Annotated in this window: 13 protein-coding genes and 3 pseudogenes; 4 read left to right on the top strand and 12 right to left on the bottom strand. The window is 49.4% G+C overall.

Annotated features, from left to right (window positions below; translation table 11 throughout):
• Positions 1-206 precede the first annotated feature (206 nt).
• The 6 genes and pseudogenes from KOL70_RS15255 to KOL70_RS15280 form a co-directional block, all read right to left on the bottom strand.
• Entirely contained in the window at positions 207-1,115 is a 909-nt protein-coding gene (locus KOL70_RS15255) for a hypothetical protein (protein WP_215480847.1), read from the bottom strand.
• Between the two features lie 271 nt (positions 1,116-1,386).
• Positions 1,387-2,147: pseudogene (locus KOL70_RS15260) on the bottom strand (TIGR03747 family integrating conjugative element membrane protein).
• Positions 2,147-2,542, bottom strand: a pseudogene (locus KOL70_RS15265) (conjugative coupling factor TraD, PFGI-1 class); the annotation flags it as partial. The pseudogenes KOL70_RS15260 and KOL70_RS15265, both read right to left, overlap by 1 nt.
• Positions 2,543-2,619: 77 nt before the next feature.
• Complete coding sequence (locus KOL70_RS15270; RefSeq protein ID WP_215480848.1) at positions 2,620-3,126, bottom strand: integrating conjugative element protein; 507 nt, start codon at positions 3,124-3,126, stop codon at positions 2,620-2,622.
• On the bottom strand, positions 3,123-3,758 hold the full coding sequence (locus tag KOL70_RS15275; RefSeq protein ID WP_215480849.1) for a lytic transglycosylase domain-containing protein: 636 nt from the start codon (positions 3,756-3,758) through the stop codon (positions 3,123-3,125). The genes KOL70_RS15270 and KOL70_RS15275 overlap by 4 nt, the downstream gene beginning before the upstream one ends.
• Positions 3,737-4,300, bottom strand: coding sequence for a TIGR03759 family integrating conjugative element protein (locus KOL70_RS15280; RefSeq protein ID WP_215480985.1), 564 nt, complete (start codon positions 4,298-4,300; stop codon positions 3,737-3,739). The genes KOL70_RS15275 and KOL70_RS15280 overlap by 22 nt, the downstream gene beginning before the upstream one ends.
• A gap of 519 nt (positions 4,301-4,819) precedes the next feature.
• Here KOL70_RS15280 and KOL70_RS23610 point away from each other — a divergent pair.
• The 3 genes from KOL70_RS23610 to KOL70_RS15290 are packed head-to-tail and all read left to right on the top strand — an operon-like array spanning position 4,820 to position 9,166.
• The gene (locus tag KOL70_RS23610; RefSeq protein ID WP_254185844.1) at positions 4,820-5,872 is read left to right on the top strand and encodes a hypothetical protein; all 1,053 of its coding nucleotides are present in this window, start codon (positions 4,820-4,822) and stop codon (positions 5,870-5,872) included.
• Complete coding sequence (locus tag KOL70_RS23615; protein WP_254185845.1) at positions 5,844-7,331, top strand: AAA family ATPase; 1,488 nt, start codon at positions 5,844-5,846, stop codon at positions 7,329-7,331. The genes KOL70_RS23610 and KOL70_RS23615 overlap by 29 nt, the downstream gene beginning before the upstream one ends.
• A complete protein-coding gene (locus KOL70_RS15290; protein ID WP_215480850.1) occupies positions 7,328-9,166 on the top strand; it encodes a hypothetical protein in 1,839 nt (612 codons plus the stop codon). The genes KOL70_RS23615 and KOL70_RS15290 overlap by 4 nt, the downstream gene beginning before the upstream one ends.
• 9 nt (positions 9,167-9,175) lie before the next feature.
• Here the strand turns inward: KOL70_RS15290 and KOL70_RS15295 are convergent.
• Positions 9,176-9,457, bottom strand: a pseudogene (locus tag KOL70_RS15295) (DUF3577 domain-containing protein); the annotation flags it as partial.
• Between the two features lie 106 nt (positions 9,458-9,563).
• Here KOL70_RS15295 and KOL70_RS23620 point away from each other — a divergent pair.
• Positions 9,564-9,740: an antitoxin Xre/MbcA/ParS toxin-binding domain-containing protein gene (locus tag KOL70_RS23620; RefSeq protein WP_254185846.1), complete on the top strand. Its 177-nt coding sequence runs from the start codon at positions 9,564-9,566 to the stop codon at positions 9,738-9,740.
• An 87-nt stretch (positions 9,741-9,827) separates the two neighbouring features.
• On the opposite strand, the gene KOL70_RS15305 is transcribed toward KOL70_RS23620, so the two are convergent.
• The 5 genes from KOL70_RS15305 to KOL70_RS15325 form a co-directional block, all read right to left on the bottom strand.
• Positions 9,828-11,888, bottom strand: coding sequence for a pyridoxamine 5'-phosphate oxidase family protein (locus KOL70_RS15305; RefSeq protein WP_215480852.1), 2,061 nt, complete (start codon positions 11,886-11,888; stop codon positions 9,828-9,830).
• Positions 11,889-11,902: 14 nt separating this feature from the next.
• Positions 11,903-12,517 carry a glutathione S-transferase family protein gene (locus KOL70_RS15310; RefSeq protein ID WP_371824661.1) on the bottom strand — a complete coding sequence of 205 codons (615 nt, stop codon included), beginning with the start codon at positions 12,515-12,517 and terminating at the stop codon, positions 11,903-11,905.
• 159 nt (positions 12,518-12,676) lie between these two features.
• Complete coding sequence (gene celB / locus KOL70_RS15315; RefSeq protein ID WP_215480854.1) at positions 12,677-14,032, bottom strand: PTS cellobiose transporter subunit IIC; 1,356 nt, start codon at positions 14,030-14,032, stop codon at positions 12,677-12,679.
• Positions 14,033-14,185: 153 nt separating this feature from the next.
• Positions 14,186-15,493: a 6-phospho-beta-glucosidase gene (locus KOL70_RS15320; RefSeq protein ID WP_021507629.1), complete on the bottom strand. Its 1,308-nt coding sequence runs from the start codon at positions 15,491-15,493 to the stop codon at positions 14,186-14,188.
• Positions 15,486-15,830 carry a PTS lactose/cellobiose transporter subunit IIA gene (locus KOL70_RS15325; protein WP_254185847.1) on the bottom strand — a complete coding sequence of 115 codons (345 nt, stop codon included), beginning with the start codon at positions 15,828-15,830 and terminating at the stop codon, positions 15,486-15,488. Before KOL70_RS15325 ends, KOL70_RS15320 begins: the two co-directional genes overlap by 8 nt.
• Positions 15,831-15,846 lie beyond the last annotated feature (16 nt).

Here is a 15,846-nt window from a genome sequence, read left to right on the forward strand (position 1 = left end):
CATAGTAGGTAACCTGCGGACGACAGAGAACAAAGTCGAGCTTTGAACATATAGGATTTGATATAAATTACGCACAACAGCTTATAGCAATATTACGATAGTATAAACCTCGGTGGCAGGAGTAACAGTCGTTGGCGCGGGGCGAAATGGTGACATAACCCAGGGGTGGAAACATCGCTCCGGTCACTTAATAGCAACTGAGAATCCTAATCGATAAATAATGCCACTTTTATTGCTTTCGCAATTGGTGTGTATTGGAACTTATGCATCCTTTTATAACTTCCTTTCCATCTGGTATAAATTTCAGTTCTTATGTTTGTGATTATTTCATGATGATCTTTATCACTTAGAATGTTTTTATATACTTCATTTTCAATTCCATACAAACCTTGTTTACCTGGCTCTTCATGCAAGTGGTGTATTGATATAATTAATGTTAACTTTGAAATGTAGCTTGCGAAATAAGCTGCACCTTCATCATTGGTACAAAAATATACATTATCACCATCGTCAATGAGTTTGTTTATTGTGTCTATTATTAAAAGATCGAACAGGAAGTTTTTCACTTCCTTTAAGCTGTATTTAAATTGAGGGTAATGAATCAAGCCTTTAAAATGATTATTTTTATCGCAATTTAAACTTATATTCATAAGGCATAAAAGAAGATAAAAGCTAATCTCACCTTTTTTAGAGTGTTCTTCATGATGCTTGATGAGGCAATTTATTCTTTCTAAGTTACTCCTCCCTTTAAACTTAGGTATGCTATTCATATAATCCTGATAGCGAATAAACATATTCTCATTGAATGCATTCTCATGCCATTTGCGAAGTGACTCCTTGATCCCCCTTAATTCACTGTTATCAGGAAGAGTCTCAAATGGTGAGTTTATAATAGCTGATTCATTATTGATGGACTGCTCTACTTCAGCAAGTACCGTTATAATATCACACGATAATGAGCTTAAGGAGTGAAAATAAGTTGAATACCTTCCAGAAACATTAGAGTCTAGGAAAACTTTTGGTGATTTACCCAATTCATTCATGGAAATTTGTGTGAGTGGCTTGAGGAAATCACGACCGTAAATCCATAAATCACTTTTATTTTTTGTTTTCATATTTAACTTCTCCTTTTTAAATTTCATTCCTGATTATACTTTTTATTTTTTAGGCGATTTTTCGATATGTAGAAATTATACCATTAAAGCAGTTGTTAGCGTCGAGGATAAACATATTATCTCAACTTGTCAGTGATAAAAATGAGCCCTGCACACTATAAGCCCGAAATCACTAAATTAATGCATAGGAATCGGATTTGATTCTGCCGCGCCTACGGCTTGCCTGCTGACGACAGCGCACAAAGTCAAGCTTCGCACGCTGTCGTCCAGCTCACAAATACTTCTTGAATGAAGCTGCTAGCACCGCCAGCGCCATTCCCAACATCAGCGCCGCAGGCAGCAGTAACAGATTCGGGTAAACCGCCGATGGCCATGACAGATACACCATGCAAGGTACATATAACGCGGGTTTAACGAAGCGTTTCGCATGATGATAAACAAAGCTAGATTCACACGCCGCACCATAGCGCCGCAGATCTCGCCTCCCCAAACCATCAACCACTGCGACCAGCACCACCATCAGAAACAGCGGTATTGAAAGCACCAAAATCGTCACGCGGATTAGCGTCACCACAGCGACATAAACCGTAGCCAATAGATATTCCTGCAGCGCCGATGCCAGCCAGCGGCTACCGGCACTCATCCGGCGGCAACGGCATTCCCACCGCTTTCCATTGCCTGATTTTGCTGAGCGATCCATCCCTGCAAACCGCTATCAACAACCAGCCACTGATAAACCTGAGTTACCCAGGCAGTGACTGTTTCCGTGGGCTGTGACAACATCAGGCTGCGCGTAAACTCAGTGGATAGATAGCCGCTCTCGATTTGCATCACTTGCTGACTATGCGCCGCGCCTTGTTCTGGCCAGAAGAAAGCAATGTCGACGTACTCCATTACCAGGTTGAAAAGCAACGACGCCAGCAACATGCCGATCAGCTTTCATGGCCATCCCCATAGCAGATTTAACAAAAAGCCATGCTCTTTGGGCTGCTGAACGCGAGCTGGAGGTGCTGAAGTGTTTGGTGGTGGCATCATTCACCTCCCGGCGGTTCTGCGCCAGCAGCGCCAGACCACCACGCTTCACTGGTGCGATAATTACGGCGCATCTCAGCAGCAATCTTCTGTAGGCTTTCCGGCATCAAATCGGTTTTATCAGCAGCAGGCAGCGGCATGCGAATCCTCCACAGCTTGCCGCCTTCCAGCAGCGCGAACGCTTGGCCTTTGGGCTGGTTGATGATGTCAGCCGGAGTGAGCATCGGCGTTTTCACCATGCTCACGCGGTCCTGCGTATTGGAGGTGAAATCGGTGCCTTGCTCCTGGTTGGTGATGTCGGTGTAACCAGAAACCAGCGTTTTAGAATACACATCCACTTCAGGCAGCTGGCTGGTAAGCAGCTCGGCGGTACGGTTCTCACGCACGCGCAGCAGTGCTCGAGAAAGGATGAAGAACAGTGAAAGCAGCATCAGCGCTGCATGGGGCACTCCATGCAATCTAGCGAATCCCATCACTCGGCTGATACCTGCTGGCTCAGTGAATGCTCGGTGATCAGCACCGGGTAATGTTCCAACTTGAGGCTGCGCGCCAAATCGCTACCTGATACCGGTGCGAGCTGCAGATCGGGCGCAATCTGGCGCAACTGCTGCAAGTATGCCGGGCTGCTTACGTTGACCACCATCCCAACCGCACCACGACGGGTTATTAGTTCAGCATTGCGTGATAACCATTTCTGCGATTGACCATCGTCACCAATAAGAAACAGCGCCCCAATACACGGCAACTCCAAAGCGCGTGGTTCAACCATGCCGGGAGTAAGTTCAGGTGTTGCCACTGGCAACACTGAACCTTCGCTGTAATCAGGTTGGATTGATTGTTGTTGCGGCTGAGGCTCAGCGTTGATTCCCTCATAAAACGGCGCTGCCGATTGACCGCCGAGATCAGCGATAACGTTGAGTTCCGCATGTGAGAGAAATGGCAGTGCGGCGATGGCGCCAGCCAGCACCAATTTTTTCATTGCTGCCTCCAGGGTTCTGTCCAGATGATTTCAGTTGAAGGTGTTTGGTTACTCGCGAGGTTGACGGGTGCCTGCGTTATGATTGGGCGAGGTTGAGCAGGCGTTAGTGAAGCCAGCTTTTGGCTGACAATCTGCCGATAGCATGCAGCAGGTTTACCGCCAGCCAGATGGTGATAGCAGCCAGCCGCTTTCAACCAGCTGCCGGGGCTTCGCTCCCAGCACTCGCGAAGAATGCGCGCCTCTGCGTTCAGGTTGATATAAGGATCAAACGCATCCCACGTTGAGCTGAAGCGATGGCCATTCCAGCCGAGATTGACCTGTGCGATACCGACATCGATTCTCTTAAGCGAATGGATTTTCATAAACTGCTGCTGCGCCTGCCAGGCAGCTTGTCGGCTTTCATAACGATAACCTTTACCCGCGGCGTTGATTTTCCAGGGCCACGGGCGTGTGCCGTGTGGCAGCTGGCGCGATGATTCAGCCAGCGCCAGTGAGTAGAGTGATTCAGCAGGCACGCCATGTTGCAGCGCGACTTTCTTATAACCCGACGGCACGCTTTGCATGTTGGTTGACGCCACAGAGCTGGCGGCACTCAGCAGCAAAGCGGCGGTTAGAACGCTGAGATATGCCATCCGCTTTCCCCTTGCTGGAGGAGAACCGGCATGATGCCGTTGCCGTAGCGCATCCAGCGGCCTGCATCGTGGTTCAGGGTGATACGGCGCTCGCGGACTTGCTCGGCGGGAATGCGGTGCTGTTGCGCCCAGTTGCGGACTTTCTGATCGCTGCCTTCACTATCGACAAGATAGGTATCTACGGGGCGTTTATCAGCGAGAACGGCGGAGAGTCGGATATTGCAGCGCTGGCAATCTCCTTCACGCACGAACAGCACCAGGCGACCACCTGAGTCATGCGCTATTCCTGCAGCGTTGCCTATATTCACCGACAGCATGTTGGGCATCAAGCGCTTCCAGGCAGCATCAACTTCGCGCTGGAATTTGAGTTCCTTTTCGGTACGCTCGTATTCTTGTTTTACCCAGAGTTCAGCGTAGTGATGGCGCTCGGCGTCGTTGCGGGCTTCAATTCCTAGTATGCTTATTGTGTCTAGATTTGGTGAAAGCTCTCCCCTTAATTTTTTCCTCAATGAATCAAGCCGTAATCTTCTAATTGATTCAATTCAATTGAAGATGTTTGGGTATGGTTTGTGCTTAATTTAAATGATTGCTTCTCCTATGATTTTAATTTCATTTTAGCTACTGATGAATGGCTAATCGTTAAGAACGACATCATGATGATTTTGGAAAAAATATCTATGCATTGAATAACTCCATATCCCTCAAATTCTTTAAGTGACCACTTTTTAATGATTTCATCGCGCTTAATCCTTTTATTCGTTCAATAAATAAAAAATGATAATCTTAAGGCATATATGCATTTATCAGCCGTTCTGATGTTAGATAAATGAACTCAAGGCACAGCTCCTTAACTTGAAAGGATAAAAGGCTTGATAATTTAATTTTTTTGGGATTTTATTCTGGTGGTGTGTATTAATATGGTTTTTAAGTTCTTTAGATAGTTTTTCTAGCAGGTTAGGTAGTCAATGACTTGATTACCACAATGAAATGTTGCTAATTATTATGTGTGTTTCAAAATGAAAAAGAAATTAAATCATTGATTTTAAATGGAAAATTAGAAAATGAGTCAACTTGAAAGAAGAGTCCTTTGCACTATTGAAAAAGGTTACAGCTCCGAACGAGAAGAGCAGATAGGAAAGCTTAGAGTCTTTTTTGAAATTCTAAATAATGGGGATATATCCCCAATTAATGAAAGCGAGCCTTTTTGCGAGACTGAGCAAGTTTTCGTCACAAGCGGCTATGCTGACATTAAAGAGAAATTCAAAAATACATTATTTGAAGTGATATGTATGCCTACCACGTTTGAACAAAAAGATGGGAACTGTAAATATGTTACACGCGCTAGCTCTTGCGAAGAAATAAAAGGATTGCAAGTTTGCCAGGTTTTTGATGAAAAGGTTCCAACACCAAACGAACCAATTATCGTAGTTAGTGATAGCCCTGCAACAAGAACTTTATTAGTTAGAGATGATAACTTTATATATGGACCTTTCGATTACACAAATACATATGACGAAAAAACAGATAGACATATCTTATCATTGAAGTCTATTAGCACTCCACTTAGTAAAATACCTCAGTATCATATAGGGAAAGTCGGTGCGCAAAAATGCGTTGCATATATTTCAGATAATAAATTTGGCCCAGTATTTTTAGCTAATGTTAAAAAAGTAATAGATTCTCTTGATGAAGAAATTGACTTCATTACTGACGACCAGATTATGTCTAATTATGGGAATAAAATTGCTTTAAATTCGGATTTTCGCTCATTTACCAAAGGTACTATAGCTCAGATTAGAAAACACTTCTCATCAATGACTGAGTATAGAACATTTCCTAATCGCTTTAGTCGCTTATTCCAATGCCTGGAAGACTCCTTGGCATGGGATGATACAAAAACTGAACTCATTCAAAGTTTTCTAGCAACAAAAGAGGGGAAGGAAGTTTTAATAAATTATATTTCACAAAATAAAGATGATTATTTTAAAGAGGAAAAAGCCAATCATCTGAAGAAAATAGCAGAAGAAACAAAAAAACAACATGAATTAATCGAGGAAATGAAGCAGAAGCGAGAAGCTTTAGAACTTGAAATTAGAAAAAAAACTAGGGAATGATTTTGAGCTAAATAATGATAATAATATTTCTAATTTGACTGATGAAAGAAGAAAACAAATTGAAGTTCAAATCACCGCAGAGAGAAACAAGCTCGATGGATTAATGAGTGAAGTTAAGTCCTTGGAGGAAAAGTATAAGAAATTTAAAGAATACGATAAGATTGATGAAGAAATTAAGACACTTGAGAACGATCGAGATCGTGCCCGTGATAAAAAGAAACAAATGGAAGAACAAGTCGATGAGGTAAGAGCTAAACTTAAAGAAAATAATGAGAGCCTAACAAGCAGATTAGTCAAATTAAAACCTGATGTTGATGCATTATGTGGATTAAGACCAAGAGCAGAGGCAAAACATCTTGATTATGATGTTGTGATAAAAGAACGTTATTCTTCAACTGATATTGAGGATATTAGAGAAGACTTTATCGATACCGTATTAGAAAATCTAAATAAGCAAGGCAGGAAAACTGACTATGCCACAGCAGCAAATATTCTAACTACAATATCACAATGTCAGTTTACTCTATTTAGTGGTTTACCTGGAACAGGAAAAACCTCGTTAGCAAAAATGTTAGGTAATTGCTTGGGTTTGAAAAATAGGTTTTTAAACATCCCTGTGGCAAGAGGTTGGACATCATCAAGAGATATTATTGGATTCTATAATGCATTGTCTCAGTCATTCTCACCTGCTGCGACAGGTCTTTATGAGCTTATCCAGCACTTAAATTATGAACTTGAGGAAAATAGAGATGCCGCGGCATCTATTATTCTTTTAGACGAGTTCAATTTATCTCAACCCGAGCACTACTTTAGTCCATTCCTCGAAATGGCTGACCCAGAATCCAAAAGAATATTAAATACGGGAAACCCGGATAAAGCATATTTGAATATTCCTGACTACCTCCGTTTCTTAGGGACAATCAACCAAGACGAATCAGTTCAGGCTCTGACACCAAGATTGCTCGATCGCGCTGCTATCATTAGTTTTGATGATTTTGAACAGAACTATGACTTGAATGTTTTAGGTGCTGAGAATTTACTGGAAAAAGCTCCTGATGCAATTAGTGGCAGGAAATTCATAGAAATATTTAAAGCTAATAGTTTAGATATGCCAGCAGATATCGAAAAAATATTGCAATCCGTCATCATGACATTAAGAGACGATAGTCCTGAGTTTGGAATTCCTGTGATAATTTCTTATAGGAAAATAAAGGCGATTCGATCATATTATAATGTTGCAGGTCCACTGATGTCGATGGAGAGTAAATATTTAGGGCTGGACTATGCTATTTGCCAACACATTATTCCTTTACTTAATGGATATGGACAAGGATTTGGAAAAAGGCTTGAAGCATTACTGATGATAATTCCAGATGAAATGGAAAAATCAATAAGGATGCTTAAAAGAGTCTTAAATCATGGCAACCAGAACATGTTTGGTTATGGACATAATTTATGATTCAGTGGAAAGTCTTCATCAATTCCATTGATGAAAGCTCATCATTTGAGCTTTCTCATGGAGTAACAATACAGATTAAAGAAACTGATAAATTATTATTTACTGTAAAGATGAATGCTGAAGACCTCTCATTGAGAGGTACGCCCACAGTAGTTGTAGGTGATATTCCTTTAATTATGATTATTGATGAGAATATCAATGATGATGGCTTTAACTTTATTTCTAATGAGGCTATTTATTCGCATAAGTCAAAGTATTTTTACAATTTCTTTGGGGAGAGTGAAGTCACTCTTTACTTTGATAATAAATTTGATGATGCAGTAAGTGCTAAATTTGATATTCTTGCAAGGAAAGAAAATGCCACTTTAGCAAATGAAATGCTGAGTTTTTTAACCACCAATCTGGAAGATGCGATTGCTATTTGCTTTTCAAGAAGTAGAAAGGGGGCAGACCTAGTTGGTGAGGATGGTTATAACTTCAACAAAATAGATGCTATTGAACAAGCAATATCCTATCTAAATGATTCAGTCTATAAATTTTTAAGGGACAGGAAATCCCTGATAAAAAGCGAAATTATTTTATCTGAAAATGGTCAGCCGACAGGACCAGATTCGGTATATTGGGCTCTAACCAATTTAGATAAGCTGTCTCCTGCAAATCAAGATGATGTAAATATATACTTTAATAATCGAGGTTATCATTACGAAAAGTTACCTAAAGAGATATCCTCAAGTGATTATGATGTTTACGAAAATAGAGTCATAAATTCTTTCCTTGCTGCTTCTGAAGATTTTTTATATCAATTAAAAGATCAGTATAGCATTTCTGAATCAACTCATCACCATGCCGAAAATAATGAGTATGTCAGATTCGATCATACAATGGCTAAGTTCTCACGAATGGCTTTAGATGTGAAAATTAAAGAGGTTGAAGCTTTAATTCTAAAGGTAGTAAATGTAAGGGTTTTGTTCTTAAAAATAATCCCATCAAAATACAAAGTGATTGCACCGCCACATATGACATCTTACGCAGCAAGGAAACATCATTACAGGGAGGCTTTCCATTTAATCGAGAAGTGTTACAGAGCGCAAGCTCCAGACTTCTCTAAGAACAAACTTCTATTAGGTCTAAAAAACCTATCGATTATTTACGAACTTGCTGCCTTGCTGATGCTTCATAAAAGCATATCAAAAGTTTTTGATACTGAACTCTCAGTGCAGAATTTCAGACAGCACGCTGATACTAATCCTTTCGGAGGCATTGATGTTGATCGGCCTGAAGGAGTGATCAATAATCACTTCTTATTTGAAAGTGAAGAGTTCTTAATTGAGCTTCTCTATGAAGCTAAAATATATCCTTACAGCCTCGAAAGTCGACCTGGAGATTTGATAGATACCAGTAATACTTACGGATCGATAAAATATGGGCGACACCATTTTTGCCCTGATTTTATATTAAAGGTAACATCTAAAAAGTGGGGTAATTCTTTTACTGCCATTTTAGATGCAAAACTCAAGGATCTGAATACTGTCAAAGATTATGATATTGACTCACTTACAAACAAATACCTATTAAACATTCATTCGGTGGGCGCAAATGGTGGACTAAAGATGTCTCCTGTAGATATTTTGATTATTTTATTTGCGCATGATAAAGGTGGGAGTATTTTGAGAAGAGTCGCGCCAAGACACTGTTTAACTGGCCAATTCCCTGTATTTCCACAATCAACTGCTATAGCTCTAAATCCCGGAGAGTTGTCAATACTTGATGAGCATTTGGCAAGTTTAAGGAAAATAATATCAAATGGAAAGGATGCAAGATTTTCCAACCTTTAGTTCAATAAACTACAAATAAATTAAAAGCCCCAGTCGGGGCTTTGGTTTAAATGAATTATTAACGTAGTTACGTTCTTTAGCATTCGACTTAGGCGGTGCAGACTCACTCTTTTCTGCTTTAAACACCATCGTCTGACCAATCTTGATCCAATCTACCTTAATCAGCCTAGCTTTCAGGCTAACCCACTGCTCGCTCGCATGATCACCTTTGTTGAGCGTGAAAATTTCAGACGTCAGGTTGCTGAAGGTAAACCCAAGCATAACTTTCTGGTCCTCGTCTACGGCTATCTGACCGAACCGCTGGAAGCGGGCCGATAAAATTTTTGCCATTACTTCTGAAGGCAAAGATCTTTATCCTGCTTACGCGCTGGACGTAGGCGGGCAACCGCTGCCGCAGATGAAGAAAATTATTCAGCTGTTTGGTGAAACAAAAACCCCCTGGTCACTGGCGCTCTGGTTTGGCTCACCGAATAGCTGGCTGGGAAATCAAAAACCGAAAGATCTTCTCGCCTCTGTGCCTGAACGGGTGCTGGAAGCGGTCGCGCGGGCAAAAGAGGGACCGGTACATGGATGAGAAAATAAAAACGCCAGCGGTAAATGACGATCTCACGGCCAGAATGGTGATCTGACCGAAGGCAAAACGATTTGCGGGGCACTCACCTCACAACGCCAGCTGCACCCCCGCGTCCCTGTCTTCGACCTGCGCTGGCACCGCGCAGCAGATCAGCACTTCATCCTGCGCCAGCGTGATGCCTGGCCGGGAAGTGTAAGTCACCGCGCCTTGCACCAGTCTGGTTTTACAGCTGCCGCAATGTCCGGCGCGACAGCTGTAGGCCGGGCTCAGGCCGCGCGCTTCGGCCAGCTCCAGCAGCGTGCCGGACTGCGGCGTCCAGCGCGCTTCTTTCAGCGACTCTGTAAACACCACCGGCACCGCTTCGGTCGCCACTGGCGGCAGCGCGGCGGGCGCTGGCGCATCCTCCTGCTGACGCTGCAGCGACGACGGACCAAACGCTTCGGCGTGAATACGCGCGTCGGCAATATTCAGGCCACGCAGTCCGTCATACATCGCCTGGGTAAATGACGGCGGGCCGCATAGATAGAAATCGTAATCGTTGAAGGGCAGCACCTGCGACAGCAGTGCCATATCGATGCGTCCGGCAACGTCATAATCCACGCCCGCTTCGGCTTCGCCCGGCTGGCTGAGCACCCGTACCAGTTTCAACGCACCTTCGCTGGCTGCCAGCAGCGCATCGATCTCACGCGCAAACGGGCGTTCGGCCAGATTACGCGCCGACTGCAGCAGATACACCGGGCGCATCCGGCGTTGGCGTCGGCCTTCATAAATCAGGTGACGCAGCATCGCCAGCAGCGGCGTGATGCCGACGCCCGCCGCCAGCAGCACCGCTGGCCGCGTTTCGTGTGCATCAATAGTGAAGTCGCCGGCCGGTGCGCGCACCTCCAGCCGATCGCCGACGCGCAGAGCATCGTGCAGATACTGTGATACGGCACCTTCACGCTTCACGCTGATGCGGTAATAACCATCCGACGGCGCAACTGACAACGTATATTGCCGAATCAGTGGTTTAGTGCTGCCCGGCAGCGTCAGGCGGATCGGCAGATGCTGGCCCGCCAGATGCGGCAGCACGCCAGCGCCATCATCCGGCATAAGATGAAACGAGCGAATCTGCGCGCTCTCATCGATAATTTGCGTGATGCGAAATGGTCGCCACTGCGCCGCCAGCTGCTGCGCCTGCAGGCGTTCGCTGGCGGACGGCCAGTCACCGGTCATCAGCGAGGCGGGCGATATGCCGTCTGGCTGATCGGCCCAGCGCAGGGCGAGGGCAGCGCGCCGGCGCACGATGCGGCGCGCGCTAAAGCGCCACAGCCGCTCGGCACCCTGAAAGGCCGCGATTTCGGCGGAATCGGTTATCACCGTGGCATCGCCGCTCATCTGCAATACATCGCCGCTGGCGTAGTCGATAAACAGCAGCCCGGCCTTGCCGTTGAGTACGATATTGCCGAGGGTGGAGAAGAACAGGTTGCCGTTGAAGTCCGGAATGGTCAGTACATCATCGGCAGCGATGCGCACAAAACCAGCTTTGCCGCCGCGATGCGAAACGTCCACCTGCCGGCGCGCCTGGTCGGCATAAGTGGTGACATAAAACGTGTCGGCTTGCCGGATGGCGGCGCGCGCGGCGTCATCCAGCGCGCTGAGCGTCTCAACCTCGCCCTGATAAGCCCTGCCGGGCGCATGGTCGAAGCGGAAATCGCGCAGCTGAATATAGCGCGGACAGTTGCCGAAGCTCTGGTCAACCTGCACGCGCAGGCCGCCGCCAATTGCCGTCAGCACGCCGTTCATGCGGTTGCGCCGCCGCGTGTGCAGCTCAATGCCGAGCAGGCCCACCGGCGCGCCATCGGTCATCCCGGCGGCCGCCGGATCGCTGGCGTCAGGACCGGCCGCGATATCCAGTGTGGTGGCGTTGGGCGAGAAGATAAAACCGGGCTGGCCTTCCAGCAGCGTGGCCCAGGCATCACCCTGTGCATCAACGCTGCCGGCAACGATAAACGGCAGCTGCGCGTAAAAGTCACGATGCTGATCGGGCATGTAATCGCGGATCACGCGCTGCCCGACATCGGCCATACGTTCTGCCACTCCCGCCTGCTGCTGCAGCGCAATTTCACCGTCATGCCATACCGGCAGCGTAATCAGTTTCTCGCCCATGATGCTGGCTCCTGTCAGGCGCGCAGGCCGGCGGCGGTCTGCGGAAAAGGCACAAAGCCGCGCAGCGCTTCAATCCGGCGCAGCAGCTGATTCACCGCAGGGTAACCGGACATCTCGACATTGCCTTCCGGCGCTCCGGCCAGGTAGCTGTATAAAGCGATGTCAGCAATGGTGGGATGGTCGCCCACCAGCCACTCACGCTGGCTGAGATGGCTTTCCAGCCGCGAAAGAATCAGATGCGCGCGCGCCAGCACCTCTTCCGCGTTGAATTTGGCACCAAACACGGTAATCAGGCGCGCCGCCGCCGGACCGTAAGCCAGTTCACCGGCCGCCACCGACAGCCAGCGCTGCACCTGGGCGGCACCCAGCGCATCTTCCGGCAGCCAGTCGCTGCGGTTAAATTTCTTCGCCAGGTACACCAGAATGGCGTTGGAATCTGCGATATAAACACCTTCGTCTTCCAGCACCGGCACCTGACCGAACGGGTTGATGGCGAGAAACGCCGGGGTTTTATGTTCGCCGCCAGGCAGGTCAACTTCGACCGTTTCATGCGCTATGCCGAGCAGTGACAGCGCCAGCAGTGCGCGGTGGGCGTGGCCGGAGAGCGCTAAATTGTACAGTTTCATCATGCGATTCCTCAGGTAGTGGCCGGGGTGATCCCGAGCCGTGGCCTAAGGTTCGCACAGCCGTATTGCTGGCAGAATAGCCAGATCTGCGAAGTCATTATTGCAAAAAGTGGAAGGATGCGGCCGGGTGCGCAGCAGGGCGCACCCGGCAGAGGGAGTGGTTCAGGAAGGCACGACGGCACTGCCGCTGGCGGCCTGCGCCTGCTGTTCGTTCTGCTGCTCTTCGCGCAGTTTCAGGCGATCCCACACGCGGAAAAACGGATAGTAGACCACCAGCGAAATCGTCAGGTTGACCACCTGCAACACCGTGCCGGAAATATGGCCGCCGGTGGCGAGATAGCCGCTGACGAAGATCGGCGTAGTGAAGGGCAGGGCGATGCCGGCCGGCGGCGCCACCAGACCGCTGCTCATTGCCGCCCACGAAACAATCACCAGCAGCACCGGCGTCAGGATAAACGGCAGAAACAGGTACGGGTTCATCACCAGCGGAATGCCGAACACCAGTGGCTCGCTGATGTTGAACAGCGCTGCCGGCGCGGCGATTTTCCCCAGCTGTTTCATCTGACGGCTGCGTGCGCGGATCAGCATAAAGATCACCAGTCCAAGCAGCGCGCCGGTGCCGCCGGGCGCAATCCATAAATCATAAAACTGCTGGGTAAATATGTGCGGAATCGGCTGGTTATGCTGAAAGGCTTCGAGGTTTTCACTCATGTTCGACAGCCATACCGGCTGAATGAACACCAGCACGATGGCATCGCCGTGCAGGCCGAGCGTCCACAGAATGCCAATCAGCAGCACCGAGAAAATCATCCCCGGCAGCGTGCCGCCGACGTGGTGCATCGGCAGACCAATCACCGTGGCGATCAGGTTGTTGATGTCGTGGAACGGTGAGGCTTCAACGGCCAGGCGCAGCAGCAGCACCACGGCCAGCACGCAGAAGCCGGGAACCAGCGCGAGGAACGATTTCGCCACCGCCGGCGGCACGCCTTCCGGCATCTTAATCACCAGGTTACGGCTGTGCACAAAGCGGTAGATTTCGGTGGAGAGCAGCGCAATCACAATCGCCACGAACAGGCCCTGACTGCCGATCAGCGAAATCGGCAGCACGCCGGTGACCAGCTGCGCGGGCGCGCCTTCAACCGGGGCGAACAGCGTCTGCTGCGGAATGGTCATCACAAACGCTACCAGCGCCATCGCGCCGCTGGTCAGCGGATCGAGCGTGCGGTATTTCTCCGCCAGCCGGTAAGCGATGCCGAAGCTGGAGATCAGCGCCATGATGTCGTAGGTGGCACGCACCGGATAGAGCAGTTTATTGCGCCAGCTGTCGCCGAACAGGTCGGCCATCAGATGGCTCCACGCCGGGATCGGCAGGTAGGCGAAGATCAGAAAAAAGCTGCCGATCAGCATGAACGGCATGTTGAGAATGATGCCGTCCCGCACGGACAGCACATGCTTCTGCCCGGCCACCTTGAGCGCGGCGGGCAGCACATAACGTTCGATGATATTACGGTTGGACATAGGGCCTCCTCGGGCACAATGGCGCAACAAATTAACAGGTCAATGCGTGTCATTTCGGCGCGGCAGCGGATACCTGCACCCGGCCGTCGCGGCGCAATTTATTGCGCGATGAAGCGCGCCGCGACGGCCAGGGTGCGGTTTGCGACAGGGATATCACGCAAACTGCGGCAGCCACGGTTGATTCAGCGTCAGCACTTCGTCCAGCAGCGCTTCGGCGCTGGCGACATCGCCGACCAGCGGATTGCCGACCAGCGCCAGCAGCGCGGCACCGCGATCGCCGTGCACCGCCGCATCGATGGTCAATCGCTCGAAGGCTTTGATCTGCTGCGTCAGCCCGTGCATCAGCGGTGGCAGCGCCCCAAACACCAGCGGGTGCGCGCCCTGCGCATCGACCACACAGTTCACTTCCACCACCGCGTCGTCCGGCAGACCGTGAATCGCCCCACGGTTCTGGCAGTTCACCACCAGATTTTGCCCGCTATTGTTATGGATGGCGCTGATGAGCTCAACGGCCACTTCGGAGTAATATGCGCCGCCGCGAAAACTCAGCTGCTCCGGCTTGTGCGCCAGCTGCGGATCGGCATACAGCGCGAACAGCTCGGCTTCCACCTTCATCACTTGTTCGGCGCGCGTTCCGGCCTGGCCGTGCTGCGCTTTTTCCTGCTCTTCGGCCAGCATCTGCGGTGTTTGCCAGTAGTAGCGGTGATAAGGGCAGGGAATCGCCTGCAGCGCGCGCAGAAACGCCGGCGACCACGGCATCTCTTTGATGTTATTCATGGTCAGCGCCTGGCCTTCGCACAGCTGTTCGATCACCCCGGCGGTCACGTCCTCGCCGCGGCACAGCACCTGATGCACCCACACCAGATGGTTCAGCCCGGCGAAGCGCAGCGCCACCTCGTCAAACGGCGCCTGTAACATGCCGGCGATCATATGGTGCATATTCACCGGCACGTTACACAGGCCGATGATCTTCGCGTTGCTGTAGCGCGCCACGGCTTCGGTGACGATGCCCGCCGGATTGGTGAAGTTGATGATGAAGGCGTCCGGCGCCAGCTGTTCCACTTTGCGCGCAATCTCCAGCATCACCGGAATGGTGCGCAGCGCTTTGGCGAAGCCGCCGACGCCGGTGGTTTCCTGGCCGAGACGGCCATACTTCAGGCCCAGCCGCTCATCGGCGGCGCGTGCCGCCAGCTGGCCGACGCGCAGCTGTGTCAGCACAAAGCGCGCGCCGCGAATCGCCTCATCCAGCGCAAAGTGCACGCTGACCTTAACCTGCTCCAGCCCGTTTTTTTGCAGCATGCGGCGCGTGAGATCGGCGATGATCTGCACCTTTTCGCGTCCTGCCGCCACATCCACCAGCGCCAGTTCGGTTACCGGCAGCTGCGCATAACGGTTGATGATTCCCTCCACCAGCTCCGGCGAATAGCTGCTGCCGCCGCCAATGATTGCTATCTTAAGCATCGTTTTCTCCTGCCGTGGTACGGCGATAGAGTTCAATGATTTCGCCCGCTAAATCCTGAATCAGCATGGCGTTCATCAGGTGATCCTGGGCATGAACCAGAATCAGGGTAACCGGCAGCCGGCCGCTGCCTTCGTCCAGGCTAATCAGCGCCGTCTGCTGCTGGTGCGCGCTGCTCACGTTTTCCCGCGCCGCCGCCAGCTGCTGCTGTGCCGCATCAAACTGGCCGGCGCGCGCCAGCCGCAGGGCGCTGAGGGCGGCACTACGCGCAGCACCGGCCTGCACCAGCAGCAGCATGATCTCCTCTTCCGGAACCACCATTTCGTCATCTTCAGGCATGCAGAATCTCCCACAG

The organism is Pantoea sp. B270 (assembly GCF_018726825.1).
Taxonomy (GTDB): Bacteria; Pseudomonadota; Gammaproteobacteria; order Enterobacterales; family Enterobacteriaceae; genus Pantoea; species Pantoea dispersa.

Coding starts and splice junctions, on each gene's coding strand:
- KOL70_RS15255 (WP_215480847.1), bottom strand. CDS start 1,115: ATGAAAACAAAAAATAAAAGTGATTTATGGATTTACGGTCGTGATTTC.
- KOL70_RS15270 (WP_215480848.1), bottom strand. CDS start 3,126: ATGAAAAAATTGGTGCTGGCTGGCGCCATCGCCGCACTGCCATTTCTC.
- KOL70_RS15275 (WP_215480849.1), bottom strand. CDS start 3,758: ATGGCATATCTCAGCGTTCTAACCGCCGCTTTGCTGCTGAGTGCCGCC.
- KOL70_RS23610 (WP_254185844.1), top strand. CDS start 4,820: ATGAGTCAACTTGAAAGAAGAGTCCTTTGCACTATTGAAAAAGGTTAC.
- KOL70_RS15290 (WP_215480850.1), top strand. CDS start 7,328: ATGATTCAGTGGAAAGTCTTCATCAATTCCATTGATGAAAGCTCATCA.
- KOL70_RS23620 (WP_254185846.1), top strand. CDS start 9,564: ATGAAGAAAATTATTCAGCTGTTTGGTGAAACAAAAACCCCCTGGTCA.
- KOL70_RS15305 (WP_215480852.1), bottom strand. CDS start 11,888: ATGGGCGAGAAACTGATTACGCTGCCGGTATGGCATGACGGTGAAATT.
- KOL70_RS15310 (WP_371824661.1), bottom strand. CDS start 12,517: ATGATGAAACTGTACAATTTAGCGCTCTCCGGCCACGCCCACCGCGCA.
- celB (WP_215480854.1), bottom strand. CDS start 14,032: ATGTCCAACCGTAATATCATCGAACGTTATGTGCTGCCCGCCGCGCTC.
- KOL70_RS15320 (WP_021507629.1), bottom strand. CDS start 15,493: ATGCTTAAGATAGCAATCATTGGCGGCGGCAGCAGCTATTCGCCGGAG.
- KOL70_RS15325 (WP_254185847.1), bottom strand. CDS start 15,830: ATGCCTGAAGATGACGAAATGGTGGTTCCGGAAGAGGAGATCATGCTG.